Annotated in this window: 22 protein-coding genes; 4 read left to right on the top strand and 18 right to left on the bottom strand. The window is 67.6% G+C overall.

What is annotated here, in order from left to right:
• Positions 1 to 15: 15 nt before the first annotated feature.
• From P0Y59_16170 to P0Y59_16195, 6 genes are all read right to left on the bottom strand, one after another.
• Positions 16 to 1,461 carry an efflux transporter outer membrane subunit gene (locus P0Y59_16170; GenBank protein ID WEJ98474.1) on the bottom strand — a complete coding sequence of 482 codons (1,446 nt, stop codon included), beginning with the start codon at positions 1,459 to 1,461 and terminating at the stop codon, positions 16 to 18.
• Positions 1,454 to 4,645, bottom strand: coding sequence for a multidrug efflux RND transporter permease subunit (locus tag P0Y59_16175; GenBank protein ID WEJ98475.1), 3,192 nt, complete (start codon positions 4,643 to 4,645; stop codon positions 1,454 to 1,456). Before P0Y59_16175 ends, P0Y59_16170 begins: the two co-directional genes overlap by 8 nt.
• Positions 4,646 to 4,650: 5 nt before the next feature.
• Positions 4,651 to 5,832, bottom strand: coding sequence for an efflux RND transporter periplasmic adaptor subunit (locus P0Y59_16180; protein WEJ98476.1), 1,182 nt, complete (start codon positions 5,830 to 5,832; stop codon positions 4,651 to 4,653).
• Positions 5,833 to 5,888: 56 nt separating this feature from the next.
• Complete coding sequence (locus tag P0Y59_16185; protein WEJ98477.1) at positions 5,889 to 6,458, bottom strand: TetR/AcrR family transcriptional regulator; 570 nt, start codon at positions 6,456 to 6,458, stop codon at positions 5,889 to 5,891.
• 371 nt (positions 6,459 to 6,829) lie between these two features.
• Positions 6,830 to 7,627, bottom strand: coding sequence for a DUF2189 domain-containing protein (locus P0Y59_16190; protein WEJ98478.1), 798 nt, complete (start codon positions 7,625 to 7,627; stop codon positions 6,830 to 6,832).
• Positions 7,628 to 7,775: 148 nt separating this feature from the next.
• Positions 7,776 to 8,585, bottom strand: coding sequence for a hypothetical protein (locus tag P0Y59_16195; protein ID WEJ98479.1), 810 nt, complete (start codon positions 8,583 to 8,585; stop codon positions 7,776 to 7,778).
• Between the two features lie 254 nt (positions 8,586 to 8,839).
• On the opposite strand from P0Y59_16195, the gene P0Y59_16200 reads away from it, so the two are divergent.
• Entirely contained in the window at positions 8,840 to 11,005 is a 2,166-nt protein-coding gene (locus P0Y59_16200) for a TonB-dependent receptor (GenBank protein WEJ98480.1), read from the top strand.
• Between the two features lie 169 nt (positions 11,006 to 11,174).
• On the opposite strand, the gene P0Y59_16205 is transcribed toward P0Y59_16200, so the two are convergent.
• The 8 genes from P0Y59_16205 to P0Y59_16240 form a co-directional block, all read right to left on the bottom strand.
• A complete protein-coding gene (locus tag P0Y59_16205; GenBank protein ID WEJ98481.1) occupies positions 11,175 to 12,179 on the bottom strand; it encodes an inorganic phosphate transporter in 1,005 nt (334 codons plus the stop codon).
• A gap of 7 nt (positions 12,180 to 12,186) precedes the next feature.
• Positions 12,187 to 13,302 (bottom strand): DUF47 family protein, encoded by a 1,116-nt coding sequence (locus P0Y59_16210; protein ID WEK02599.1) that lies wholly within the window; start codon positions 13,300 to 13,302, stop codon positions 12,187 to 12,189.
• A gap of 73 nt (positions 13,303 to 13,375) precedes the next feature.
• On the bottom strand, positions 13,376 to 14,089 hold the full coding sequence (locus tag P0Y59_16215; protein ID WEJ98482.1) for a haloacid dehalogenase type II: 714 nt from the start codon (positions 14,087 to 14,089) through the stop codon (positions 13,376 to 13,378).
• 1 nt (position 14,090) lies between these two features.
• Entirely contained in the window at positions 14,091 to 14,549 is a 459-nt protein-coding gene (locus P0Y59_16220) for a hypothetical protein (protein WEJ98483.1), read from the bottom strand.
• A 79-nt stretch (positions 14,550 to 14,628) separates the two neighbouring features.
• Positions 14,629 to 15,729 carry a histidinol-phosphate transaminase gene (gene hisC, locus P0Y59_16225; GenBank protein ID WEJ98484.1) on the bottom strand — a complete coding sequence of 367 codons (1,101 nt, stop codon included), beginning with the start codon at positions 15,727 to 15,729 and terminating at the stop codon, positions 14,629 to 14,631.
• Positions 15,730 to 15,796: 67 nt separating this feature from the next.
• Positions 15,797 to 16,198, bottom strand: coding sequence for a hypothetical protein (locus P0Y59_16230; GenBank protein ID WEJ98485.1), 402 nt, complete (start codon positions 16,196 to 16,198; stop codon positions 15,797 to 15,799).
• A 286-nt stretch (positions 16,199 to 16,484) separates the two neighbouring features.
• The gene (locus tag P0Y59_16235) at positions 16,485 to 18,179 is read right to left on the bottom strand and encodes a DEAD/DEAH box helicase (protein ID WEJ98486.1); all 1,695 of its coding nucleotides are present in this window, start codon (positions 18,177 to 18,179) and stop codon (positions 16,485 to 16,487) included.
• A 90-nt stretch (positions 18,180 to 18,269) separates the two neighbouring features.
• On the bottom strand, positions 18,270 to 18,662 hold the full coding sequence (locus P0Y59_16240; GenBank protein WEJ98487.1) for a hypothetical protein: 393 nt from the start codon (positions 18,660 to 18,662) through the stop codon (positions 18,270 to 18,272).
• A gap of 131 nt (positions 18,663 to 18,793) precedes the next feature.
• Between P0Y59_16240 and P0Y59_16245 the strand changes: the two genes are divergently transcribed.
• The 3 genes from P0Y59_16245 to P0Y59_16255 all read left to right on the top strand — a co-directional run bounded on the left by P0Y59_16245 (position 18,794) and on the right by P0Y59_16255 (position 21,664).
• Positions 18,794 to 19,537 (top strand): HAD-IIB family hydrolase, encoded by a 744-nt coding sequence (locus P0Y59_16245; GenBank protein WEJ98488.1) that lies wholly within the window; start codon positions 18,794 to 18,796, stop codon positions 19,535 to 19,537.
• A gap of 97 nt (positions 19,538 to 19,634) precedes the next feature.
• Complete coding sequence (locus P0Y59_16250; GenBank protein WEJ98489.1) at positions 19,635 to 20,555, top strand: diguanylate cyclase; 921 nt, start codon at positions 19,635 to 19,637, stop codon at positions 20,553 to 20,555.
• Between the two features lie 95 nt (positions 20,556 to 20,650).
• The gene (locus P0Y59_16255; protein ID WEJ98490.1) at positions 20,651 to 21,664 is read left to right on the top strand and encodes a lysylphosphatidylglycerol synthase domain-containing protein; all 1,014 of its coding nucleotides are present in this window, start codon (positions 20,651 to 20,653) and stop codon (positions 21,662 to 21,664) included.
• Here the strand turns inward: P0Y59_16255 and P0Y59_16260 are convergent.
• The 4 genes from P0Y59_16260 to P0Y59_16275 all read right to left on the bottom strand — a co-directional run bounded on the left by P0Y59_16260 (position 21,622) and on the right by P0Y59_16275 (position 25,118).
• The gene (locus P0Y59_16260; GenBank protein WEJ98491.1) at positions 21,622 to 22,293 is read right to left on the bottom strand and encodes a class I SAM-dependent methyltransferase; all 672 of its coding nucleotides are present in this window, start codon (positions 22,291 to 22,293) and stop codon (positions 21,622 to 21,624) included. The two genes, P0Y59_16255 and P0Y59_16260, sit on opposite strands and share 43 nt — an antisense overlap.
• A gap of 3 nt (positions 22,294 to 22,296) precedes the next feature.
• Positions 22,297 to 23,190 (bottom strand): NAD(P)/FAD-dependent oxidoreductase, encoded by an 894-nt coding sequence (locus tag P0Y59_16265; protein ID WEJ98492.1) that lies wholly within the window; start codon positions 23,188 to 23,190, stop codon positions 22,297 to 22,299.
• A 124-nt stretch (positions 23,191 to 23,314) separates the two neighbouring features.
• A complete protein-coding gene (locus tag P0Y59_16270; GenBank protein ID WEJ98493.1) occupies positions 23,315 to 23,875 on the bottom strand; it encodes a sugar O-acetyltransferase in 561 nt (186 codons plus the stop codon).
• A 61-nt stretch (positions 23,876 to 23,936) separates the two neighbouring features.
• Complete coding sequence (locus P0Y59_16275) at positions 23,937 to 25,118, bottom strand: NAD(P)/FAD-dependent oxidoreductase (GenBank protein WEJ98494.1); 1,182 nt, start codon at positions 25,116 to 25,118, stop codon at positions 23,937 to 23,939.
• Positions 25,119 to 25,258: the final 140 nt, after the last annotated feature.

Raw genomic sequence — 25,258 nt, forward strand, 5'->3', positions numbered from 1 at the left:
AGGCCGGCGGGGACCTCAGCCGCCCGCCACGGTCTCCCGCAATCCCCCGCCCAGCGCCACATAGAGCGACACCTCGCTCTGCAACTGGGCGCTGCGCAGCGCGAGAAGCTGCTGTTCGGCCGAGAACAGATTGCGTTCCGCATCGAGCACTTCGAGATAGATCGACAGGCCATTGTCGTAGCGCATGCGCGCGACCCGGGCGAGGCGGCGCTGGGCGTCGACGGTGCGGACCTGCGCCTCGATCTGCTCCGCATATTGACGCCGCGCGACCAGCGCGTCGGCGACTTCGCGGAAGGCTCCCTGGGCGGCGCGCTGATAGGCGGCGACCAGTTCGTCGGCCTGCGCCTTGCTGAGCGCAACGCCCGCCGAGGTCTTGCCCCAGGTGAGGATCGGCAGGGTCGCGTTCGCCGCCGTCTGGTACTGGAACGACCCGCTCGACACCAGGCTGCTCAGCGCCGGCGAGACGAAGCCGAGCAAGCCGGTGAGCGAGATCTGCGGCAGGAACGCAGCGCGCGCCGCGCCGATATTCGCGTTCGCCGCGCGCAGCCGCTGTTCGGCCTGAAGGATGTCAGGCCGGTTGACGAGCAGCGCCGAGGGCAGGCCGGGCTCAAGCGTGGTGTACTGGCCCGGGTCCGACAAGGGCCGCGCTGGCGGCAGCGGATCGGCGATCGGGCCGCCGACCAGCACGGTCAGCAGATTCTCCGATTGCTGCGTGGTGCGGCGCAGTTCGGCGAGCTCGGTCTCGGCCTGGGTGACCAGCAGCGCCGACTGGTCGTAATCGACCGTCGAGGTGACGCCGGCATCCATGCGCTTGCGCGCGATGACCAGCCCTTCGCGGCGGCCGGCGACCGAGCGCTCGGCCAGCGCGATCTGCTCCTCGCCGGCACGGATCTGGAGATAGGTCGCGGCGACCTGGCCAACGAGCGACAGGCGGAAAGCGCGCTCGGCCTCCACGGTCGCGAGATATTCGTGGCGCTGCGCGTCGGACAGGTTGCGGACGCGCCCCCAGAAATCGAGCTCGAAGCTGGACACCGACGCGCCGACCGAGAACTGGTTGAGCGTGAAGGCGTCAGGCGTATTGGCGCCGCCGCTGCCCGAGGTGGGGAAGGCAAGCGAATTGAGCGGCGTGCGCGTGCGCGAGGCGCCCGCCTGCAGGCCGAGCTGGGGCAGGCGGTCGGCATCTTGGATGCGGTATTGAGCGCGCGCCTGGGCGACGCGGGCGACCGACTGGGCGAGATCGCGGTTGTTGGCGAGCGCGGCCGTGATCAGCACCTGGAGGCGCGGATCGCCGAAATAGTCGCGCCAGCCGATATCCGTCGCCGCCCGCGCGCCAGCCACGGCCGGCGCCTCCGGGAAGGTGGCCGAGACCGGCGCGACCGGCTGGCGCCAGGCCGGCGCGAAGTTGCACGAGGCGAGCGTGGTGGCACCGGCCAGAACAGTCAGGACGGGGAACTTACGCATGAGCGGGTGCTCCATGATCGGCCGCGCCATCGGACGTGTCGTCGTCGATCGGCCGGCGCTTGTGCGACAGCCATTTGCGCGCGGCATAATAGAAGACGGGGGTGAAGAAGATGCCGAACGCGGTGGCCGCGATCATCCCGCCCATCACGCCCGTGCCGACCGCGTGGCGGCTGGCCGCCCCTGCCCCGGCCGCGATGACCAGCGGCACCATGCCGAGGATGAAGGCGAGGCTGGTCATCAGGATCGGGCGAAGGCGCTGGCGCACCGCCTCCAGTGTCGCTTCGAGCGGACCACGGTCGCCGACCTCGTCGTCGATCGCGAATTCGACGACCAGGATGGCGTTCTTCGCCGCCAGCCCGATGATCGTGATGAGGCCGATGTTGAAATAGACGTCGGCCGACAGCCCGCGCACCATGGTGAAGACCACCGCGCCAAGCACCCCGAACGGCACCACCATCAGCACCGAGAAGGGGATCGCCCAGCTGTTGTAGAGCGCCGCCAGCAACAGGAAGACGACGACCAGCGACAGGCCGAGCAGAAGCCCGATCTGGCCACCGGCCTGCTTCTCCTCATAGGCGGTGCCGGTCCATTCATGGCCGAAGCCCGATTTCAGCACGCTGTCGGCGATGCGTTCCATCTCGGCCAGCGCGGCACCCGAGCTCTGGCCCGGCGCCGCCTGGCCCGAAATGGTGACCGACGGATAGCCGTTATAGCGCTGGAGCTGAGTCGCGCCCGCCGTCCACGACACCTTGGTGAAGGCGGAGAAGGGCACCATCGTCCCGGCCTGGTTACGCACCCTGAGGGCAAGCACGTCCTCGGCGGTCATCCGGCTCGACGCGTCGGACTGGAGATAGACGCGCTGGACGGTGCCCTGGTTCGAGAAGTCGTTGGCGTAAGCTGAGCCGAAGCTGATCGCGAGCGTCGCGTTGACGTCCGCGATCGACAGGCCGAGCGCGCGCGCCTGGACCCGGTCGATATCGACATAGAGCTGCGGCGAGGGCGCCTGCCCTTCCGGCCGGACGCCGGCAAGCTTCGGGCTCTTCGCCGCCTGAGCGAGGATCTCGCCCATCGCAGCCTGCAACCCTTGCGGATCGTTGCCGATGCGGTCCTCGATCTTCATCGAGAAGCCGGTGGCGTTGCCAAGCGCCTGGATCGCCGGCGGGTTGAGCGCGAAGATCGTCGCGCCGCTGATGCCCGCGGTCGCCCCGAAGGTGCCGCCGATCACCGACTGAACCGAATTCGCGGCGCCCTTGCGGTCCTCATAGGGCTTGAGGCTGACGAAGGAGAGCGCCGCCGACTGGCCCTGGCCGAAGAAGTTGAAGCCGATGACCGAGAACATCTGTTCGAACTGCGGCTGCTTGTAGAGATAGGCCTCGGTCGCCTTGACCGCCGCGGTGGTGCGGTCCGACGTGGCGCCGACCGGCGCGTCATAGTTGACGATGAAATAGCCCTGGTCCTCGTCGGGCAGGAACCCGCCGGGAAGGCGCGCGAACAGCAGCAGCGTCACCGCGAAGAGCGCGGCGAACACGGCAAGCCAGCGCAGCGGGCGGGACAGCATCTTGCCCACGCCGCCGACATAGGCGTCGGTCGCCCGGCCGAAACGGTCGTTGAACCAGTTGAAGAAACGCTGCGGATAGCCCCTCCAGCCCTCGTGCGGCTCCCGCCGTTCGCCGGGCGCTTCCTTGTGCGGCTTCAGCAGGGTCGCGCAGAGCGCAGGCGTCAGCGTCAGCGCGAGCAGCGCCGAGCAGAAGATCGACACGGCAAGCGTGACCGAGAACTGGCGGTAGATGCCGCCGGTCGAACCGGGGAAGAACGCCATCGGGATGAACACCGCGATCAGCACCAGGGTGATGCCGATGATCGCGCCGCGGATCTGGCCCATCGCCTTGATCGTGGCGCGGGGTGGCGACAGCCCCTCCTCTGCCATGATCCGCTCGACATTCTCGACCACGACGATCGCGTCGTCGACCAGGATGCCGATCGCCACCACCATCGCGAACAGCGACAGCGTGTTGATCGAGAAGCCGAATGCCCAGAGGCCGAGGCAGCCGCCCGCCAGCGCGATCGGCACGACGACCGCCGGGATGATGGTCGCGCGCCAGCTCTGCAGGAACAGGAACATCACGAGGAAGACGAGCAGCATCGCCTCCGCCAGCGTGCGGATTACGTTGGTGATCGAGCTCGAGATGAACGGCGTGGTGTCGTAGGACAGCGACCATTTGATGTCGGGCGGGAAGTTGCGCTCGAGCTCGGCCATGCGCGCCGACACCGCGTCGCGCGTGGCGATGGCGTTGGCGCCGGTGGCGAGCTGGACCGCGATGCCGGCGACTTCCTTGCCGTTGAGCGTCGACTTGAACTGGTAGTTGTCGGCGCCGATCTCGACCCGGGCGACGTCGCCGAGCCGCACGGTCGACCCGTCAGGGTTCGCGCGGATGATGATGTCGCGGAACTGTTCCGGCGTCTGGAAACGGTTCTGGGTGATGATCTTGGCGTTGAATTCGGTGCCGCGCGCGACCGGCTGATCGCCGATGCCGCCGCCCGCGGTCTGGCTGTTCTGCTCCTGCACGGCGCCGAGCGCGTCGGAGGGCGACAGGTTGAAGCCGGCGAGCTTTTCCGGATCGAGCCAGATGCGCATCGCCTTTTCGGACGAGAAGAGCTGGACGTTGCCGACGCCCGGCACGCGGCGCAGCTCGTTCACGATCTTGGTCGAGGCGAAGTCGCCAAGCTCCAGATCGGGGGTCTTGCCCGACTTGGACTGGATGCCGATGACCTCGAGGAAGCCGGCCGAATTGTCGGTGATCTGGATGCCGAGGCGGCGCACGTCCTCGGGCAGGCGCGGCTCGGCGCGATTCAGCCGGTCCTGCACCTGGGTGCGCGCGACATCCAGGTTGGTGCCCGACTTAAAGGTCACGATGATCTCGCCGGTGCCGTTCGCGCGGCTGGTCGACGACATGTAGAGATATTTCTCGACCGAATTGAGCTCTCGCTCGATCACGGCCGTGACGTTCTTGTCCATCGTGTCGGCGTCGGCGCCGTTATAGGTATAGCTGAGCGTCAGCGAGGGCGGCGCGACCGAGGGATATTGCTCGATCGGCAGGTTGAGCAGCGCCATCGTGCCGAACAGCGCGATGAAGGCGGCGATGACCCAGGCAAAGACCGGGCGATGGACGAAAAAGCTGTCCATGACGATCAGTTCCCCTGCTTCGGCTGAGGCTGCTGGCCGGCGGGCGCGGGATCGCCCTGGACCTGCACCTTCTGCCCCGGCTGGACCTTCTGCCAGCCGTCGGTGATGATTCGCTCGCCTGCCTTGAGCCCCGACTTGATCAGCCAGTTGCTGCCGGTCTGGCCGCCGAGCTGGACCGCGCGGGTGGTGACCGATCCGTCCCTGGCGACGACCGAGACGCTGGCGCCGCGCTCACCGATCTGCACGGCGCGGGCGGGTAGCAGGATGCCGTTGGGGCTGGTGCCCATCGCGATTCGGCCGCGGATGAACTGGCCGGGCAACAACAACCGCTCGGCGTTCGGGAAGACCGCGCGGATCACCTGGCTGCCGGTCTGCGGATCGACCACCTGGTCTGCGAAATCGAGCTTCCCGACCGGGCCATATTCGCGGCCATTGGCGAGGAGCAGGCGCACCTCGACCTGGGAGAGGGCCTTGACGGCGCCCGCGTTGCCGGCCTGGCGCATATCGAGGATCGCCGCGTTCGACTGAGTGAACACGGCGTAGATCGGCGAGGGCTGCTCGATCGTGGCGAGCAAGGTCGCCTGGCTGGCGCTGACCAGCGCGCCCTCGGTCACCTGAGCGCGGCCGGCGCGGCCGGAAATCGGGGCGCGGACGATCGTGTAGCTGAGCTGGAGGCGCGACCGGGCGAGCGCGGCGCGGGCATCGGCGACATTGGCGGTTTCCTGGCGCAGGGTCGCCTGGGCCTGATCGAATTCCTGCGCGCTGACGGCGCGTTCGTTGACCAGCGGCGTATAGCGGCGGACCACCGACGCGGCATTGGCGCGCGCCGCCTCGGCGCGGGCGAGCGCGGCGCGGCCCTGCTCGACCTGCTGCGAGAGATCGCGCGGATCGATCCGGAACAGCGGCTGGCCGGCGGTGACGTCGGTGCCTTCCTGATACAGGCGGCGTTCGACGATGCCGTCGGCGCGCGCGCGGACTTCAGCGGTGCGCACCGCCTGGATCCGGCCGGGCAGCTCGACGATGTTCGGCACCTCCTGGGTGCGCACCGTCATCGCGACGACCAGCGGGGGCGGCATCGCCCCCATGCCGCCCCCGCCGCCGCCCTGTTGAGGGCTGCCTCCACCACAGGCGGAGAGCGCGAGAAGGATAGGACCAAAGGCGAAACGGCGGGCGATGGTGTAGGTCACGGGGGGAACTCCGGGGTCAGCGGCCGGTAAAAAAACAAGTCGGTAGACGGGTGCGGTCAGCGACCCGGGCGGGTCAGATCCATCAGCATGTCGTGCACTTCCACGGGCAGAGGCGGTGGATGATCGGGATGCTGAAGCGAGTTAAGCCAGGCACCGTCCGCCGCGAGGCGGACGAGAGCACACGCCGGATTGTCGTCAGTCTCGGCATGGATCGCGACTCGGCCCTCGACCCAGCCGGACCAGCCGTCCTGCAGGTCCGGGTCGGCGAGCATCGCCAGGCACAGGGTCCGGGACGAGGTGGTGCCGTCAAGCCGGTGGTCGGCGAAGACACCGTCGAGATAGGCCCGGGTGAAGCGGCCATGCGGCTCCGGATCGGTCGCCATCTGGGCATCGATCGTCGCGTCGGCGAACTCGATCATGGCCCCGAGCACACCGCGCACCAGATCCTGCTTGGTCGGGAAATGATGGAACAGCCCGCCCTTGGTGACGCCGGCGGCCCTGGCGACGGCATCGACCGTCAGCCGGGGCAACCCGCGCTCGGCAATGAGCTGCGCCGCCGCCGCGATCAGCGCGGCACGGACCTTTTCAGGCTCCTTGCGCCGTTCATAGCCGATGGGTGGAAGCACGCGTTGAACCGATCAGGTCATTGAAACCGACCGTCCGGTATCTTCGGGAAACGGGCGAGTCAATCGTTTGTGTGCAGGTGCAGCATTTTTAGAGGCGCAAGCTGACTCGACCCGTCATCCGCGCGCCTGACACAGCATCAGGCTGGTCGTGGCGTCCCGATCTACCGGGCACGAGCGGGAGCGGCTGGTCCAGACTTCATGCACGATGCTCCCGGATTCCGATCCATCCCGCTCGAATCGTCACCCCGGACTTGTGCCGGGGTCCACCGTGCCCCTGTACCAACCGGTTGCGGCTCTTGCGGAACAGCGGATGCCGGAACAAGTCCGGCATGATGTTCCTGGCCGACATGCCAGATCGGCTGGATAAACCTCTAGACGGCGCGGTCGACCAGCCGGGTGTAGAGATGCCAGCTCGCATAGCCGAGCACCGGTAGCACCACCGCGAGGCCCATGAACAGCGGGATCGAGGCAATGGCCAGCAGGACAGCGACGATAAGGCCCCAGATCGCGATCTCCACCGGGTTGCGCCGCACCGCGCGAAGCGAGGTCTGCACCGCGAGGACGAAATCGACCGGCCGGTCGACGAGCAGCGGGAAGGACACCACCGTCGTCACCAGCGTGATCGCGGCGAAGGCGAAACCGGCCAGATTGCCGAACAGGATCAGTTCCCACCCCTCGCGCGTGGTGAAGAGCAGGCCGAGAAAGGTCGCTGGATCGGCAGGCTGAAGCGTGCCGAGCGTGGCGTGGTAGATCGTCCAGGCGACGCCGATCCAGGCGAAGAACAACAGGCCGAGAAAAGTGCCGAGCGCGGCGATCTGGGTCGCCGAGGAGCGCCGGAAGGGATCGAGGAAATGCACCCAGCGCGCATCCCGCCCTTCTTCCCGCCGTCGCGCCAGTTCGTAGAAGCCGACCGCGACGAGCGGGCCGAGCAGCGACAGGCCGGCGAGCAATGGCAGCATGAGCGGGAACAGCGCACCGCCGAGTGTCACTCCGGCGACGACCAGCATCACCACTGGATACAGCAGGGCGGCCAGCACGAGATCGCCGCGTTTCTCCCGGAAATCGGACCAGCCTTCGCGCAACGCCCAATAGAGGTCGGCGCGGCCGATCTCCCGGACGACGGGCGGCTCAATCGATGCGGCAGGTGTGACGGGGGCAATGGCGACCATGACGTGCCTCTCCAGGCGAGGCAGAGCGGGCCGCCGCCCGTCTCGCGTTCGAGTTACTCCGTGGCCCTCGATGTGGCCACACGGCCCTGATACCACGATATAAGCCTTTGCCGCGACGAATACAAAGGGCGCGGCCGGGATATCGGCGTCAGCGGGATGGCGGGCGCCGGCCGACGACCACAAGGAAGGTGGGTGCGCCGTAGCGGGCGAACAGGCGCACCTTGGCGATCAGCAGATCGCCATCCCCGTCACACCACCCCGGCGGCCTCAGGTCGACCCGGTGCATCGCCGTTGCGGGCGGTTCGATGCCGGGAAACGACCCGATGAACGCCTCCTGCGCGTCGTCCCATCCCTTGAGGATGCAGTCCAGCAGCAACGGCTCGAACGAGCCGAAGCCGAAGGTCGCGATCGCCATGCAATGGGCGATCTTGGCGACCATGCGGAAGCAGGCGAACGCATCGAGCGACTGCGACGCCGCCCCCGGCAGGCCCATCGCTTCGAGCGCGGCGGAATCGCCGGCGATCATGCGCGCCCAGATCGGCGGGACACCGGCGGGCGACGGCCCGAAGCGATCGAGCAGAAGCGTGGGTACCGGCTGCACCGGCACGAGCAGGCTGACCGGATAGATGTCCACCGGCACATCGACCCGCTTCGTTCCCTTGCCGGTATCGACGAACATCGGCAGCGTCTTCGGCCGCCCTTTCGCCCGGCTGCTCATCCCGAGCCATTCCCTGATCGGCCGATAGCCGCCCCGCAGCACGGCGGTCTCGAACCCCGAGGTGATCTTCTGGCAGGAATCGCAGCTCGCCTCGGGCAGGATCATGTGGCCGTCGAGCGCGAAGGGAATGATATGCTCTTCGGTGAGTCGTCCCCTGCCGCCCGGGCGGGCGCTGGTGGCACCGCAATAGATGCAGCGGCCGACCCGCGGGAAACGGATGTCGGGCAGGGCGCCGCTCATGCTGCCGGCCGGTCCCGCGACACCGTGAACGACCCGGGCGCCTCCACCCCTTTGTCGCTGGGGCAGCCGTCGCGATCCATCTGTTTCCTCCTCTCTCTGGTGCCGCCATGCCGAATGGCGAGTCCCGGCCCCGCGATAGGCCGGACCATTGTAATAAAGCGTTGCTCCTCCCCCTCGCGGCGTTGACCCGAACCCGCACGCGGATCAAGCGCCCCGCCAATTGCTAATCATTCGCAATATTATTCGAGGGTTCCATGATCGATTCCACGCGCCGGCTCGCGACCCGGCTTTGCTCGGGCGCGGCGCTGGCCGCGCTCGCCGCCGCCCAGCCGGCATCGGCGCAACCGCCACAGGCCGCGCCCGCCGGCGAAAGCCAGGCTGACGCCGCCCAGGACGGCGCCGACATCGTCGTCACCGCCGCCGGGTTCGAACAGAAGATCACCAATGCCCCGGCCAGCATCAGCGTGCTCAGCCGCGAGCAGCTCCAGGAAAAGCGCTTCGGCAGCCTGGCCGAGGCGCTGGGCGACGTCGAGGGCGTCGATGTCGGCGCGACCGCTGGCAAGACCGGCGGGTTGACCATCTCGATCCGCGGCATGCCGAGCGACTATACTCTGGTGCTGGTCGATGGCCGCCGCCAGAACGCCCCGGGCAGCGTGACGCCCAACGGCTTTGGCGAGACATCGTCGGGCTTCCTGCCGCCCTTCTCAGCGATCGAGCGAATCGAGGTGGTGCGCGGCCCGATGTCCACCCTGTACGGATCGGACGCGATGGGCGGCGTGGTGAACCTGATCACGCGCAAGGTGGGCAGCCGCTGGGCGGGCACGGTCGGCGCCGAGAGCACCATCCAGGAGCGAAGCGGCTTCGGCAACGTCCAGTCGGTCAACGGCTATGCGCAGGGGCCGCTGGTCCGCAACCTGATCGGCCTGACGGTGCGCGGCAGCATCTATCACCGCGAGGCAGCGGCCCTCGAATATGAAAGCGCCAACGGCCAGCCGGTGGTGGTCAGCACCCGCGGCCCGAGCCCGGTCAGGGCCGACATCTACACCTATGGCGGCCGCCTCTCGCTGACGCCCGATGCCGACCATGACCTGTGGTTCGAGTTCGACCGGGCGGAGCAGACCTATGACAACAGCAAGGGCCAGCTTGGCACCTACAGCGTCGCCGGGGGCTATGGCCCCTTCCAGAAGTTCAACCGCGACAATTATGTGCTGGCGCACAGCTGGCGGATGGGCGGTTTCGGCAGCCTCGAAACCACGCTGACCCGCAACGTCACCGAGACGATCGGTCGCACCGTGCCGCCGAATACGCCCGGCGTGGCCGCGGGCAGCCCGCGCACGCTGAAGGCGACCAACAGCATCGCCGACACCCGTTTCGTGGGAAAGGCAGGCCGCTTCACCTTCACGCTCGGCGGGCAATATTGGGACGCCAAGATGATCGATGCCGTCGCCCCGGCGCCCTACAAGTTCCAGCAATGGGCGCTGTTCGCCGAAAACGAACTGAGGATCATGGAAACGCTGCGCCTCACCCTCGGCGCGCGTTACGACGATCATTCGACCTTTGGCGGCAAGCTGTCGCCGCGCGGCTATCTGGTGTGGAACGCGACGCCGTCGCTGACCCTGAAGGGCGGCGTCAGCCGCGGCTTCAAGACACCCCGGCTCGACCAGATCGCTGAAGGCATCACCGGTTTCGGTGGCCAGGGCACGATCCCCCTGCTCGGCAGCCCGGGCCTGAAGCCGGAGACGAGCACCACCTATGAGGCCGGGGTCTATTTCGACAATGGCGGCTTCTTCAGCGGCAACGTCACGGTCTTCAACAACGCGTTCAAGGACAAGATCGCCGCCGGCCCCGGCATCCCCAATTGCCGTTTCGTCGGCAACCCCGGCCGGCCCGGCTGCCTTGACGTCGGCGCCTTCCCCAATGTCGAGCTGTTCGGCCAGTCGATCAACATCGACGAGGCGGTGACGCGCGGCGTCGAGGTCGCGATGCGCTTCGAGTTCACCGATGCGCTCTCGCTGGGGCTCAACTACACCTATACGGAGAGCGAGCAGAAGAGCGGCAGCGAACGCGGCCAGCCACTGGTCAACACCCCCCGCCACATGGTCAACGGCAATCTGCGCTGGAAGCCGAGCGAACGGGTGAGCACGTGGCTGCGCGCCGATATCCGGTCGGGCCGCTATCGCGGCGCCGGCATCGCCCAGGACGCGCTCGGCGACTATAAGGGCTATGCGCAGTTCCACCTTGGCGGATCGTTCCAGGTGAGCGAACGATTCAGGCTGAGCGCGAGCCTGTACAACCTGCTCGACACCGATTTCGTCCGCTACCTGCCATATCGCAGCGGCGCGAGCACCGTCTATGCCGCCGAATATGCCAACCTCCAGGAAGGGCGGCGGCTGTGGCTTTCGGCGAGCGTCGACTTCTGAGGGCGGAGAAGGCCGAGGTCATTTCCGACCTCGATCGTCGCCCGCTGGCGAGCCGCCTGTCGTGGACGCGTTTTCCATCGCAAACCGCCCGTGCCGATGGCCGGAGCTTCTCGGCGGCCTCCGCGCGAACCATCATCCTATAGCAGTGACGGGCCGGTTCCGAAGGGGATCAACCCTGGAGGAACAGCCCGGTGATCCACCAGGTCAGCGCCGCGACCAGCGCGGCGGCGGGCAATGTCACGAACCAGGCAATGACGATGTTGCTCGCCACGTTCCAGCGGACGGCGGAGAAGCGCCGCGCGGCACCCACCCCGACGATCGCGCCGGTGATGGTGTGAGTCGAGGAAACGGGCACGCCGCCGAAGGTCGCCATGAACAGGGTGATCGCGCCGCCGGTCTCCGCGCAGAAACCCTGGGCCGGGGTCAGCCGGGTGATCTTCGAGCCCATGGTGTGAACGATCTTCCACCCGCCCGACATGGTGCCGAGCGCCATCGCCGCCTGGCAGGCAAGCACCACCCAGAAGGGCACGTGGAAGTCGCCGTGATAGACGCCCTGCGAGAAGAGCAGGACGGTGATGATGCCCATCGTCTTCTGCGCATCATTGCCGCCATGCCCGAGCGAATAGGCCGCGGCGGAGAGGAGTTGCAATTTGCGGAAACGCTTGTCGACGCCCATCGGCGTGAGCTTCAGGCTGGTCCAGGCGACGACCAGCACCAGCACCAGCGCGAGCCCCAGCCCGACCGCAGGCGAGGCGAAGATACCGACCACCGTCTTGAGCACGCCGGCCCAGACCACGACGCTGAGTCCGGCCTTGGCGATGCCCGCGCCGAGCAGGCCGCCGATCAGCGCGTGGCTGCTGCTCGACGGGATGCCGAGCATCCAGGTGATGACGTTCCACACGATCGCGCCGATCAGCGCGGCGAAGATGACCTGGGGATCGACGATCTGGGTGGAAATGATGCCGGTGCCGACCGTCTGCGCGACGTGCTGGCCGAACACCGCGAAGGCGATGAAGTTGAAGAAGGCGGCCCAGAGCACCGCGTGATGCGGTTTCAGCACGCGGGTCGAGACGACGGTGGCGATGGAGTTGGCGGCGTCGTGAAGGCCGTTCAGGAAATCGAACAGCAAAGCGACGCCGATCAGGCCGATCAGCAGGGGAAGGGAAATCGTCACCGGCGGCTCAGGCGTGATCGATCACGAGACCCTGGATCTCGTTCGCGACATCCTCGAACCGGTCGACGATCTTTTCCAGATGGCTGTAGATTTCCCGCCCGACGATGAAGTCCATCGGCGCGGTGGCACCATGCGCCTTGAACAGCGCCTTCAGCCCGGCATCGTGGATGTCGTCGGCATGGCCCTCGATCTGGATCAGGCGCGAGGTCAGTTCGTGCAGGCGGGCGGAATTGGTGTTGAGCGAGCGGAGCAGCGGGATCGCCTCCGCCGTGACGCGCGCCGCCTCCACCACGATGCCCGCCATGTCGCGCATCTGCGGTTCGAACGTCGTGACCTCGTACAGCTCGATCGACTTGGCGGTGCCGTTCATCTGGTCGATCGCGTCGTCCATCACCCCGATCAGGCTGGTGATCGCGCTTCGGTCGAACGGCGTGACGAACACGCGGCGCACATCCTGCAACACCTCGCGGGTGATATCGTCAGCGTCATGCTCCCGATTGACGATCGTCGCGATATTGTCGGCGATCGGCCCTTCATTGTGGAGCAGCTTGGCGAGCGCGTCAGCGCCGGCGACGAGAGTCGCGGCATGCGCCTCGAACTGGTCGAAGAACCGACCCTGGGTCGGCATCAGCGCCTGGAACCAAGCGACCATGGGAATCCTCTTTCTTGCCTGGGTCCGAAACGCGGGAAGAACCCGCTGTGCCAGACTAGCCGGAATCACCGGTTCGCGGAAAGACGCAATCAACGCCTTGAGCTCGGGTTCGTCGACTGCCGCCGCGGCGGAGGGCAGATCGAACCAGCGCGTGTCACGCTGATGCCGTTCCGGCCAGTCGGCGACCTGCTCGACCACCGCGATCGGGAACACGGTGACGACCAGTTGACGGCTGCGCCCGGCGCGGCGGCGTTTCAGATAGGAGAAGCTGCCGATCGGCGAGGGACAGGCGATGCCGCGCACGCCGGCCTCCTCGAACGCCTCCTCAGCCGCAGCCTCGTGCGGGGCAAGTCCCTTGATCGGATTGCCCTTGGGAATCACCCAGCGCCCGGTATCGCGCGAGGTGATCAGCATCACGCGCGCGCTGCCATCGGGCTCGATTCGGTATGGAAGGGCGGCAATCTGGTCGATGGTCTTTTCTCTCGCATGTCACTTTTATGACAGCGGACGCAGGATCACGACGGCGCCGACAAGTCCAGCGCGATCAGCACCCGAGCCGGGTAGCGAGTTCAACGAGGCTGCCGGCCTGATGATCCCACTCCTGCCGGAAATGGCGGTCGGGCGCCGGCCGTCCGCCATATTCGAGCGGGCGGTCGACAAAAGCGGTGGCGAGGCCGCAGGCGCGGGCAGCGGCGAGATCGCTGTGATGCGCGGCGACGAGGCACAAGGCGGAAGGATCGATACCCAATGTTTCGGCAACGCCGAGATAAGCCCGTGGCTCGGGCTTGTAGGCGCCCGTCACCTCAGCGCCGAGGATCGCGTCCCAGGGCAGGCCGCCGCGCCGCGCCATCTCAAGCATCAGCGCGATATTGCCGTTGGAAAGGGTGACGATCGGGTAGCGCTCCTTGAGCCGGGTCAGCCCTTCGACCGTGTCGGGCCAGGGATCGAGCCGGCGCCAGGCATGAGCGAACCGGGCGATATCGTCCTCATCCGCACCGGTGACCCCGTGGCGATCGAGCAGCGTGTCCAGCGTCTCGCGGTTGAGCACGTCAAGCGGGACGAACGGCCGGCGGCCCGAGCGGCATTCCTCCATCGCCGGCTGATAGAGGCCGCGCCATTGATCAGCGAAACCGGCGGGATCGATATCCGGGCGGTCGAGCGCGCCGAAGAAAGCCACCGCCTCGCGCGCGATGCTCGTGCGCCAGTCGACCACCGTGCCGAACACATCGAATGCCAGCGCCTTGATCGGCGCGGTCACTCTACGGGTGCCTCGCGGCGGCGGTGCGCCTGGTGAATATATAGCCCTTGCTGTCGTTCACACCGTTCAAATGAAGCGCGTACGCCTCGCCCAGCGCCGGCACAGCCTCACTGTCCCTGTTGAAGAAGACATTTTCGAAGGCGCCCCCGAAGGTCACGGCACCCTGATTCACACCGATCCCCCGATCGATATCGATATAATAACCGCTTTTTCCCTCGGCGACGGTATATCGCGCGGTGTCGAGCCCGGTCGAAATGGTCCCATCCTTCAGCGTCAGCGGCGCGCAGCACGGATTGAGATAGGTCCCGTTTGGCCAGGACAGCGAGGGTGGCGGTCGCCGCGGCGAGACGAGATAGATCAAGCCGAAGACCAGGATCATGCCTGGTACGACCACCAGGGCAATCGCCCTTCCCAGCGCGAAGTAGGTCGCTTCGTCCTCTGCGGTGTTCTTCCAGGCCATATCCAATGGCTAGGCGACCTCGCCCAACCGGTAAAGTGCGCGTCCTGCAACCACAAAAACGCGGACGGAGGTCGGCGGTTCAGCTCTCCTGAGCAACGATCTCGCGCAGCGCCTCGGCCAGCACCCGCGTTTCCGTCTCGGTGCCGATCGTCATGCGCAGGCCTTGCCCCAACCCCTGCCCCGGGAGCCAGCGCACGATGATGCCACGCTCCATCAGGTTGCGGTACGCGACCTCGGCGGTCAGCTTGCCTTCGAACAGGACGAGCAGGAAGTTCGCATGGCTCGGCACGACGCGCAGGCCCGCATTGCCGAGGCTGGCGATCTCCCCCGACAGCCAGGCGCGCCATTCGATATTGTGCGTGCGGCTGTGCTCGATGAAGTCGGTCGCGCCGAGCGCCGCGATCGCCGCCTGCTGGCCAGCCGTGGTGATGCAGAAGGGCGCGCGGATTCGGTGCATCGCGGCGACAGCCTCGGCCGAGCCATAGCCCCAGCCGATCCGCTCCGCGGCAAGGCCGTGGATCTTGGAGAAGGTGCGCGTGACGATCACATTGGGCGCATTGCGCGCGAGATCGAGCCCGCCATCATCCTCTTCCGGCGTCAGATATTCGGCATAGGCCTGGTCGATCACCAGCATCACGTCCGACGGCAGGTTCGCGTGCAGGCGCAGGATCTCGCCGCGCGGGGCATAGGTGCCGGTCGGGTTGTTGGGGTTGGCGACGAACACGATTCGCGTGCGCGGCGTGACGCAGGCGAGGATCGCGTCGACATCGGTCGCATAATCCTTGTCGGGGGCGACCACGACGGTGGCGCCGACACGGCGGGTCGCAATCTCGTACACCGCGAAGCCGTACTGGACGAAGATCACCTCGTCGCCGGGCCCGGCATAGGCCCCGGCCGCGAGGTGGAGTACCTCGTCCGAGCCGGTGCCGTAGATGATCCGGGCGGGATCGAGATCGTGATGGGCCGCGATCGCGTCGCGCAGGTCGGCCGCGCTGGCATCGGGATAGCGATAGAGATCGCCGACATGTGCCGAGAAGGCGGCGCGCGCCTGATCGCTGGTGCCGAGCGGGTTCTCGTTGGAGGAAAGCTTCGCGATCGGCGCGCCGGCATCAGTAGTGGAACGCCCCGGCACATAGGGGGCGATCGCCATGATCCAGTCTTTGGGTTTCGGTGCGGTCATGCGATCGGCCCTAGCCGGGTGCAGGGCGGATTGGAAGGCGAGCGATCCGCCCCGAAAACGGGGAGGATCAGGAACGCGGCTTGGGCGGGCGGTTCGGGCGCGGGCCGCGCGGCTTGGCCGGATCGTTGCCGCCCGGCTTGGGCGGCGGCGCATTGGGGCGGCGATGGCGCTGGGCATCGCGCGAGGCTGGCCGCGGCGGCGGCGGCGCAGTCCGCGGCACGGTCGAGCCGGCCGGCGCGACCGTATAGCCTTCCTTGAGCAGCCGCGTGAACGCAGCGCGCACGTTGGTGGCGATCGCCGCCTGCAGTTCAGGCGGCAGATCGGCCAGCGTGGTGTTGGCGTGCACCGAATTGAGATCGCGCAGCAGCGTGTTGGGCACGCCCTTCGACGCTGCCTTCAGCGCACCGATCGAATCGATGATGGCGGAAAAGACGATGTCCTGCATCACGTCGGTGGCTGATTTGCTCATGGCGGCGGGCACTAGAGGGATTCAGGGCCGACTGGAACAGCAAAGTTAGCCCATTCACGCTCAAGGTCGTCCCGGTGCCCCCGCCCTCTCACTTCTTCCCCGGCAAAGGCCGGGGCCCAGTCGGGAAGGCGATGTAACGACGCGTCCTGCCATCCACGGTCGCCCCCCAACTGGGCCCCGGCCTTCGCCGGGGAAGAGTGAGGTCAGGGGATTCGCACGGACAACCAGCGACGCGTGCGCGGAAGAGCGGAAGCCGGAACAAGTCCGGCATGACGGTGGGGCGTGCCTAGCCGCGCGGGCGCTTGCGCAGGGTCGGGCGGGGCTGGTGGCGCACGGGAGCCGGGCCATTGTGGCGGCGCGGTTCGCGGGCGGCCTGTTGCGGACCGCCTTCGAGCACTTCGAACTGGACACCGCCCTCGGCCTCCTCGCCCACCGTCCGCTTGACCGAGGCCATGAACTTGCCGGCGATGGCCCGCGGGATCTGGAAGGCGGTCTCGTTCGGGCCGATGCGGATCGCGCCGACCTCGTTCTTGGTGATGTGCCCGCGGCGGCAGATCAGCGGCAGGATCCAGCGCGGATCGGCGTTCTGGCGGCGGCCGATATCCATGCGGAACCACACGATGTCGTCAAAGCCTTCGCGGTGATGCTCCTTGCCGGCCGGCTGGGCAGCCCCCTGGGTCAGCATCTCCTCCGGGGCGGGCAGGCGCGCGCGATAGGTCTTGACCAGCGCCGCCGCGATATCCTCGGGCGACTTCTGCTCCATGAGCTGCGCGGCGAGCGCGCGATCGTCGTCATCGACCTCGATCGTCTCGAGCAGCATTTCCATCAGGCGGGTGCGATCCGCCTTGCGGATGTCGTCCGCGGTGGGCGCATTGACCCATTCGACCGCGATGCGCGCGCCGCGCAGCATCATCTCCACCCGGCGCCTGCGCTGATAGGGGACGATCAGGACGGCGGTGCCCTTCTTGCCCGCGCGGCCGGTGCGGCCCGAACGGTGCTGAAGCGTCTCGGCATCGCGCGGCAGCTCGACATGGATGACCAGGCTGAGCGACGGCAGATCGATGCCGCGCGCGGCGACATCAGTCGCGACGCAGACGCGGGCACGCTTGTCGCGCAGCGCCTGCATCGCCGCGTTGCGCTCATTCTGAGTGTGCTCGCCCGACAGGGCGACGGCGGCGAAGCCGCGCTCGACCAGGCTGGCATGGAGATGGCGGACATTGTCGCGCGTCGCGCAGAACAGCATCGCCGATTCGGCCTCGTGCAGGCGGAGCAGGTTGACCACGGCATTTTCGATATCGGCCGGGGCGACGGTGACCGCCTGGTAGCTGATGTCGCCATGCCCGCGATCCTCGCCCACCGTCGAGATGCGCAGCGCGTCGCGCTGGTAGCGCTTGGCGAGCGCGACGATCTGCTTCGGCATGGTCGCCGAGAAGAGGAGCGTGCGGCGCTGATCGGGGGTCGCGTCGAGAATCTGTTCGAGATCCTCGCGGAAACCCATGTCGAGCATCTCGTCGGCTTCGTCGAGGATGACTGCCTTGAGCGCGCCGAGATCGAGCGCGCCGCGCTCGATATGGTCGCGCAGGCGGCCCGGCGTGCCGACGACGATATGCGCGCCGCGCGACAGGGCGCGGCGTTCGCTCGACGCATCCATGCCGCCGACACAGGTGGCGATGCGCGCGCCGGCCTTTTCATAAAGCCAGCCGAGTTCGCGGCTGACCTGAAGCGCAAGTTCGCGCGTCGGCGCGATGGCCAGGGCAAGCGGGGCGCGGGCCGGGGGCAGCGCGCCTTCCTCACCGAGAAGCTGCGGCGCGATGGCGAGGCCGAAAGCGACTGTCTTGCCTGAGCCGGTCTGCGCCGAGACGATCATGTCGCGGCCCTCGGCCTGGGGCTCGATCACCGCGGCCTGGACTGGAGTGGGCGCGGCATAGCCACGGGCGGAGAGCGCTTCGGCGAGAAGCGTGGGCAGATGTGAGAAGGGCATGTTATTCCGGATTTGGGGGGCCGCGTGTTCGCGCGCAAAGCGGGGCCCTAGCAGATAATCCGGATTAAAGCACGCCCGTCGGTGACGCGATCAGATACGCTGGCGCGCAAGGCCGGCCGGCAGCCCGGATCGGGCCGGCGAACCCTCGGCCGCGGCGTCGTTCACCCAGTCCTGGTCACGCCCCTCGACCAGCGCCACCGCGACGATCTGCGCCAGCGCCACCGGCAGCAGCAGGTAGCTGCCGACCACCAGCGCGGCGAATAATCCTGCGGCGGCGACGGCGAGCATCAGCAGGGTGAGCGCGACCAGCACCAGCCGCGCGCCGGTGACGCCGAACAGAGCGAGGCACGCCCCCGCACCGATCGCGAAGGCGATCGAGACCGGATTGGGCGCGGCGATGGCGAGATAGAGCAGGGAGGCAGCGAACAGCCCAAGGCCGGCTTGAGTCCTTCCCGACCAGGTGAACGGAGTCTGCGATGACATGATGGCCCCTTTTGTTTTGGGACCAACGATGCGATTCGGCAACTGTTCCATCGGCACGGGAACTTCCTGCCGGATCGGGCGCTTGCATGCCGTCCCGTCGCCTTGCGCGGCACATTTTTCAGGAGCGGCGCATGAAGCAGCTGGTCGCCTTCGACCTCGACGGAACGCTCGCCGAGAGCAAGCAGCCTTTGCAGGAGCCGATGGGCGAGGCGCTGGCCGACCTGCTCGGCGTCGCGCAGGTCGCGGTGATCTCCGGCGGGGACTGGCCCCAGTTCGAGAAGCAGGTGGCGAGCCGGCTGCCCGCCCGCGCCGACCTGAGCCGGTTGTGGCTGATGCCGACGACCGGCACCAAGCTCTATCGCCATGACGGGGCATGGCACGCCGTCTACGCCGAACTGTTCGACGATGCGCAGAAACATGCCATCTTCGACGCGTTCGACGCGGCACTGAAGGCGACCGGCTTCGTCCCGGAAAAGACCTGGGGCGAGCGGATCGAGGATCGCGGCAGCCAGATCACCTTTTCCGCGCTGGGCCAGCAGGCGCCGCTCGACGCGAAGGAGCATTGGGACCCGGACTTCGCCAAGCGCAAGGTGATCCAGGCCGACCTGCGCAAGCGCCTGCCCGGCCTGTCGATCAACATGGGCGGCGCGACCTCGATCGACGTCACGCGGGAAGGCGTCGACAAGGCCTATGGCCTGAAGAAGCTGCGCGACACGAGCGGCATCGCGCTCGATTCGATGCTGTTCATCGGCGACGCGATCTTCCCCGGCGGCAACGACTATCCGGCCAAGGAGCTTGGGCTCGACACGGTCCGGGTGCGCGACCCGGGGGACACGCTGGCCGCGATCGCTGCCATCGTCGCCTGCCAGAAATAACGCATGCCGCCATTTGCCCATCACTCGTTAACCCAGGCCCCCTATCGTCCTTCGACGCGCTGATGGACTTCGCGATCAGGCTGCAGGATCGGGCATGATGACGGATGGTGGTATCGGCGCGCTGGAGCGGGAGCTTCGGACCAGCCGACAGATGTTCAGGGCCGCATTCCACGCGGCGGCGACGGGCAAGGCGATCGTCGACGTGACAGGCATCTGCGTCGAGGTGAATGCGTCGCTGGCCGCGTTGCTCGGCCATGCGCCCGACGCGCTGGCCGGCATGCATTTCGCCGATTTCACGCATCCGCACGATATCCGGGCCGATTTGCATTTGTTCGAGGAGGTGATGCGCGGCGAGCGCGACAGCTACCAGATGGAGAAACGCTATCTCCACAAGGACGGCGGTATCGTCCATGTCCTGCTGACCGCGACGGTGGTGCGCGAGGAGGACGGCACGCCGATCAGCTTCCTTTCGGAGGTGGTCGACCTGACCGAACGCCTGGCGGCGCGCCAGGCGCTGCAGGAGGCCAATAGCCGGTTGCAGCACCAGGTCGTCACCGACCATCTGACCGGCCTGTACAACCGGCGCGGCTTCGAGGAAGCGCTGGCCAGCCCGCTGGGACATCAGGCGAGCCTGTTGCTGATCGACCTCGACCATTTCAAGCATATCAACGACCGGCTGGGCCACAGGGCCGGCGACATGGTGCTGGCCGAGGTCGGCCGTCGCCTGCCGCGCCAGATCCGCGACGGCGATGTCGTCGCCCGGGTCGGCGGGGACGAATTCGGCATCATCATGCATCATGCCGACCGTGCGCTGGCCGAACGCACGGCAGCACGGATCGTGAAGCAGCTCGGCACCGTCTATGAAGTCGACGGGGCCTTCGCCCATATCGGCGCGAGCGTCGGCGTATCCTGCACCGAAGACGGCGACGTTTCGCTGCGCGAGCTGGTCTGCCGGGCCGACGAGGCACTGTACGCGGCGAAGCGCGCCGGGCGCAGCCGCTGGCAGCTCGCGGCATAGACACGGCCGCATCCGGGCCGAGCCGTGCTGAAACCAGCGACGATATGGGGCGGGCGTTCATCGCCGAGTCAGGATCGGGCGGACAAGCCAGTCGCGTGACCACCTCCCCAGCGCCCCCTTCCGCCTTTCGCCAGATCCTCGCCCATTCAGCCACCCGCAACCTGGCGGCGGGGGTGTTGATGATCGCGGTGGTCGGGATCGCGGTCGCGGCGCTGTTCAACATCCTGAGCGAGACGAGCTGGGAGGAGATCCGCGCTGCGTTCGGGCGGATCGGTATCGTCAACCTGGCCGCGTCGGTGGCGCTCACCGCGCTCAGCTATCTGGTGCTGACCGGCTATGACGTGCTCGCCCTGCGCTCGATCGGCCGGAAAGTCCCGTACCGGACGGCGGCGCTGGCATCCTTCACCAGCTATATCTTCAGCCATAATTTCGGGTTCGCCGTGCTCACCGGCGGGCTTGCGCGGTACCGCATCTATCGCCGCAAGGGGCTGAGCCTCGGCGAGGTCGCGCAGGTCATCGCGCTCGCCGGCATCACCTTCTGGTTCGGCGTCTTCCTGATGCTCGGCATCGCCCTGATCGCCATTCCGGGCGTGTTCGCCCAGGAAGGATGGCAGGTGCCGTACCGATACCAGGCCTGGGGCGGGTCGCTGATCCTGGCCGGCCTGGTGGGCTATCTGGTCCTGCTCCATTTCCGCGCCGGGCGGCCGATGCGCCTGTTCGGCTGGTCGCTGGTGCTGCCCACGGTCGGCCTCGCGCTCGGCCAGTTCGCGCTCGCGATGATCGACATCACGCTGGCGACCGCGGCGCTGTTCGTCCTTGTCCCGGGCCTCGACCTGGCGACCTTCCCCGCCGTGCTCGTCGGCTATATCACGGCGTTCGTTTCGGGGCTGATCACCCACGCGCCGGGCGGCGTCGGCGTGTTCGAGGCAGTGATGCTGGTGGCGCTGCACGACATCAACCGCGCGACGCTGTTCGCCGCGCTGCTGGTCTATCGGTTCATCTACTACCTGCTACCGCTCGCGGTCGGCCTGGTCCTGTTCGCGTTCCACGAGGCGCGCGGCCGACATCAGGCAAAGGCGACCCAGCCGCGAAACGAAAAGCCGGCATAGAACAGGGCGACGCCGGAAAAACCGGCCTCGCGGAGAAGCGCTTCGTCCTCGCCGGCCCGGAGGACGGGCAGGCGCTCCGCCATGGCGGCGGCCGAGGCCCGTGCGATATCCGCGCCCGCCCCGCCGGCGAAGGCCACCGACCGCGACAGCCAGCGGTGAAGATCGCCATCGTCAGGACAGCTATGATGGGCGACGACGAGCGGCGCACCCGGCTTCAGCCGCCGGTGCAACTCGCGCAACGTGCGCAGCCGTTCCTCCCTTGAAAGGAAGTGCAGGGTGAGCAGGCAGGTCGCGCCGTCGAACGGCCCCGGCGGCGCCGTATCGACATAGCCTTGCTTCAACTCGACACGCTGCTGAAGCGGCCCGAGGATCGACCGCGCCAGACCCAGCATCTCGGCCGAGGGATCAACGCCCGTGAAGCGCCACCGCGGTTGCGCCTCGGCGAAGGCCTTCAGCTCGAGCCCCCCGCCCGCGCCGAGGACAAGAATGGTCGCCGGATCCGGCGCATGCTCAGCCAGCAGGAGCATCGCCATGCGGTGAAGGCCGGCGAAGCCGGGCACCTTTTGCGGCGTGCCCTCCGCATAGCCGGCCACCATCGCGGGATCGGTGAAAGGCTGATTCGGCTGCATCGCTCAGCCGAACACGAGCGCGCGATGAGCTGAGGTGCCCGCCGTGACCCCGTCCGCGACCGCCCAGCTCACGCTGTGCGGCGCGCGCGCGATATCCCCGGCGGCATAGAGGCCGGGCACATTCGTCATCTTGTCAGCGTCGGTCCTGATGACGGGTCCCATCAGCCCTTCGTCGATCACCACACCGAGCTGTTCGGCGATCGGGCTAGAGAGGCAGGACTGGGGCGCCACATAGAGCGCCTCGACCGGGCTGGTCCGCCCGTCCTCCAACTCGATGGCGGAAAGGGCCTCATGCTCGCCGACCAGTCGCCTCACCTTGCCCGGCTCCACCTTGATGCCCTGTTCGGCCAGCGTCGCCGCGCTTTCCGGATCGAGCCCGGCACCGTTGAGATACAGGGTCGTCGGCCCCCATTCAGCGATCAGGCGGGCCTGGTGCGCCGACATGGGCGTGCGATAGAGTACGCCGAGCCGGCGGTCGGCGAACTCGAAGCCGTGGCAATAGGGGCAATGCAGCACCGTCTTGCCCCAGCGTTCGCTGAGGCCGGGGATCGGTTCCAGCATGTCGCGCAGCCCGAAGGCGAGAACCGCCTTGCGCGCCGAGATTTCCTCGCCGTTCGACAGGGAGACGGAGAAGCCATCTTCACCGGATCGGGCTGCGACCGCCTCGGCGTCGATCATGCTCACCCCGGGATAGGCGGAGAGCTGATCGCGCGCCCTGGCGAGGATCGCCTGCGGCCGGCTGCCGTCGAAGCCGAGAAAGCCGTGCGAGGCGGTGGCAAAGCGATTGCGCGGCTGGCCCGTGTCGATGATGCAGACGCTGCGCCGCGCGCGGGCAAGGTAGGTCGCGGCCGCCAGCCCGGCGAAACCGCCGCCGACGATGATGGCATCGTGCTTCATGTAGGTTCTCCACGAACAAAAGCGGCCGCCCTGCGCCAACGCTGAACGCGCCGGACAAGCAGCCCTATTTCATGTAACTTTGTATGATGCATGATGGCGTCGTGTCAACCGCTGCTCCCCTCCCTCAATCGCCGATCGACCGGATCACCCGCGCCGGATTGCCTCCGGCAAGGCTGTTGCGAGGAACGTCACGGGTGACGACCGAGCCAGCGGCCACGACCGAATTCTCCCCCACCGTCACCCCGCCGATGATCGTCACGCCGGCCGCGATCCAGACGTTCCGCTCGATCACGACCGGCTTTGCGATCACGGCGTCACGCCGCCGGGAAGGCTCGACGGGGTGGCCCGAGGTGATGATGCTGACGTTCGGCCCGATCATCACGTCATCGCCGATGTCGATCCCGCCAAGATCGTACAGGGTGCAATTCTGGTTGATAAAGACATTGCGCCCGACGCGGATATTCTCCCCGCCGGTCGTATAGAAGGGCGGGATCAGCGAGAAACTGCCGTCGACCCTGGTGCCGATCAGGTCGCTGAACACCGCCCGGATTTCCTCGGCATCCTCGAACGTCAGCCGGTTGAGCAGCGGGGTGATCGCCATCGCCCGCCTGACACTGGCCACCATGGCCGCTGATTCCGGCGTCCCGCGGGGAATGATCCTGGTGCCGTCGTCCTCGTTCGACATGCCTTGTCTGCCTTGCGCTGAAGTTGTTTGCGCCAGCCAGCATCGGCGGGCCGCGCCATCCTCACACCACCTGCCCCGCCGCCCAGCCGCTGGCCCAGGCCCATTGGAAATTATAGCCGCCGAGCCAGCCGGTGACATCCACCGCCTCGCCGATCGCATGGAGGCCGGGGACCTTGCGGGCCTCCATCGTCTGCGAGGACAGGCCGTCGGTGGCGATTCCGCCGGCGACGACCTCGGCCTTGGCGAGTCCTTCGGTGCCGTTCGGGGTGAAGCGCCAGTCAGCCAGGCGGCGGGCAGCCTCCTCCAGGCGCTTGTCGGTCTGACCGACAAGGTCGCCCTCGATGGCAAGCCGGTCAGCGAGGGTTTCGGCGAGGCGGCCCGGGAGGTGGCTCGCGAGCAGTTTCCGAAAGGCCATGCGCGGGCTCGCCCGCTTCGCCTCGGCCAGCCAGCCGGCGTTGAGATCGGGCAGGAAATCGATCCCGATCGAGTCGCCGTGGCGCCAGTAGGACGATATCTGGAGGATGGCCGGGCCCGACAGGCCCTTGTGGGTGAACAAAGCCGCCTCCCGGAACGCCGTCTTGCCGCAGCGGGCGACGACCTCCGCCGCGACGCCCGACAGCGAGCGGAACAGCGTCTCCTCCCCGCCGAGCGTGAAGGGCACCAGAGCGGGGCGAGGCTCGACCACCTTGAGGCCGAAGCGGCGGGCGAGATCATAAGCGAAGCCGGTCGCGCCCATTTTGGGAATCGAGGGGCCGCCGGTCGCGATCACCAGCGACGGCGCGGTCGCGACGCGGTCGCCGAAGGTGACCCGGTACTGGCCATCGGCATGGTCGAGCTCGCGGATCGCATGGCCGAGGCCGAGGGTGACGCCTCCAGCATCGCATTCGTCGAGCAGCATCGCGACGATCTGCTTCGCCGAACCGTCGCAGAAGAGCTGGCCAAGGGTCTTTTCATGCCAGGCGATGCCGTGGCGATCGACCAGGTCGATAAAGTCCTGCGCCGAATAGCGGCCGAGCGCCGACTTGGCGAAATGCGGGTTGGCGGAGAGATAGCGGTCGGGCGCGGTGTTGATGTTGGTGAAGTTGCACCGCCCGCCGCCCGAGATGAGGATCTTCTTGCCGGGCGCGTCGGCATGGTCGAGCAGCAGCACCCGACGCCCCCGCTGGCCGGCGGTGAACGCGCACATCATGCCGGCAGCGCCGGAGCCGAGGATGATGGTGTCGTAGGGGTGGGGATGGGTCATGGGCGAGAGCGCCCTACCCCTTCTCCCCTTGTGGGAGAAGGTGGCGCGTAGCGCCGGATGAGGGCGAGTGAGGTTCGGGACACCAACGAGTGTCCCCCTCACCCTTCCCATTGCTTCGCAATGGGCCCCTTCCCTCTCCC

Origin of the sequence: Candidatus Sphingomonas phytovorans, from assembly GCA_029202385.1 — a bacterium.
GTDB lineage: Bacteria > Pseudomonadota > Alphaproteobacteria > Sphingomonadales > Sphingomonadaceae > Sphingomonas > Sphingomonas phytovorans.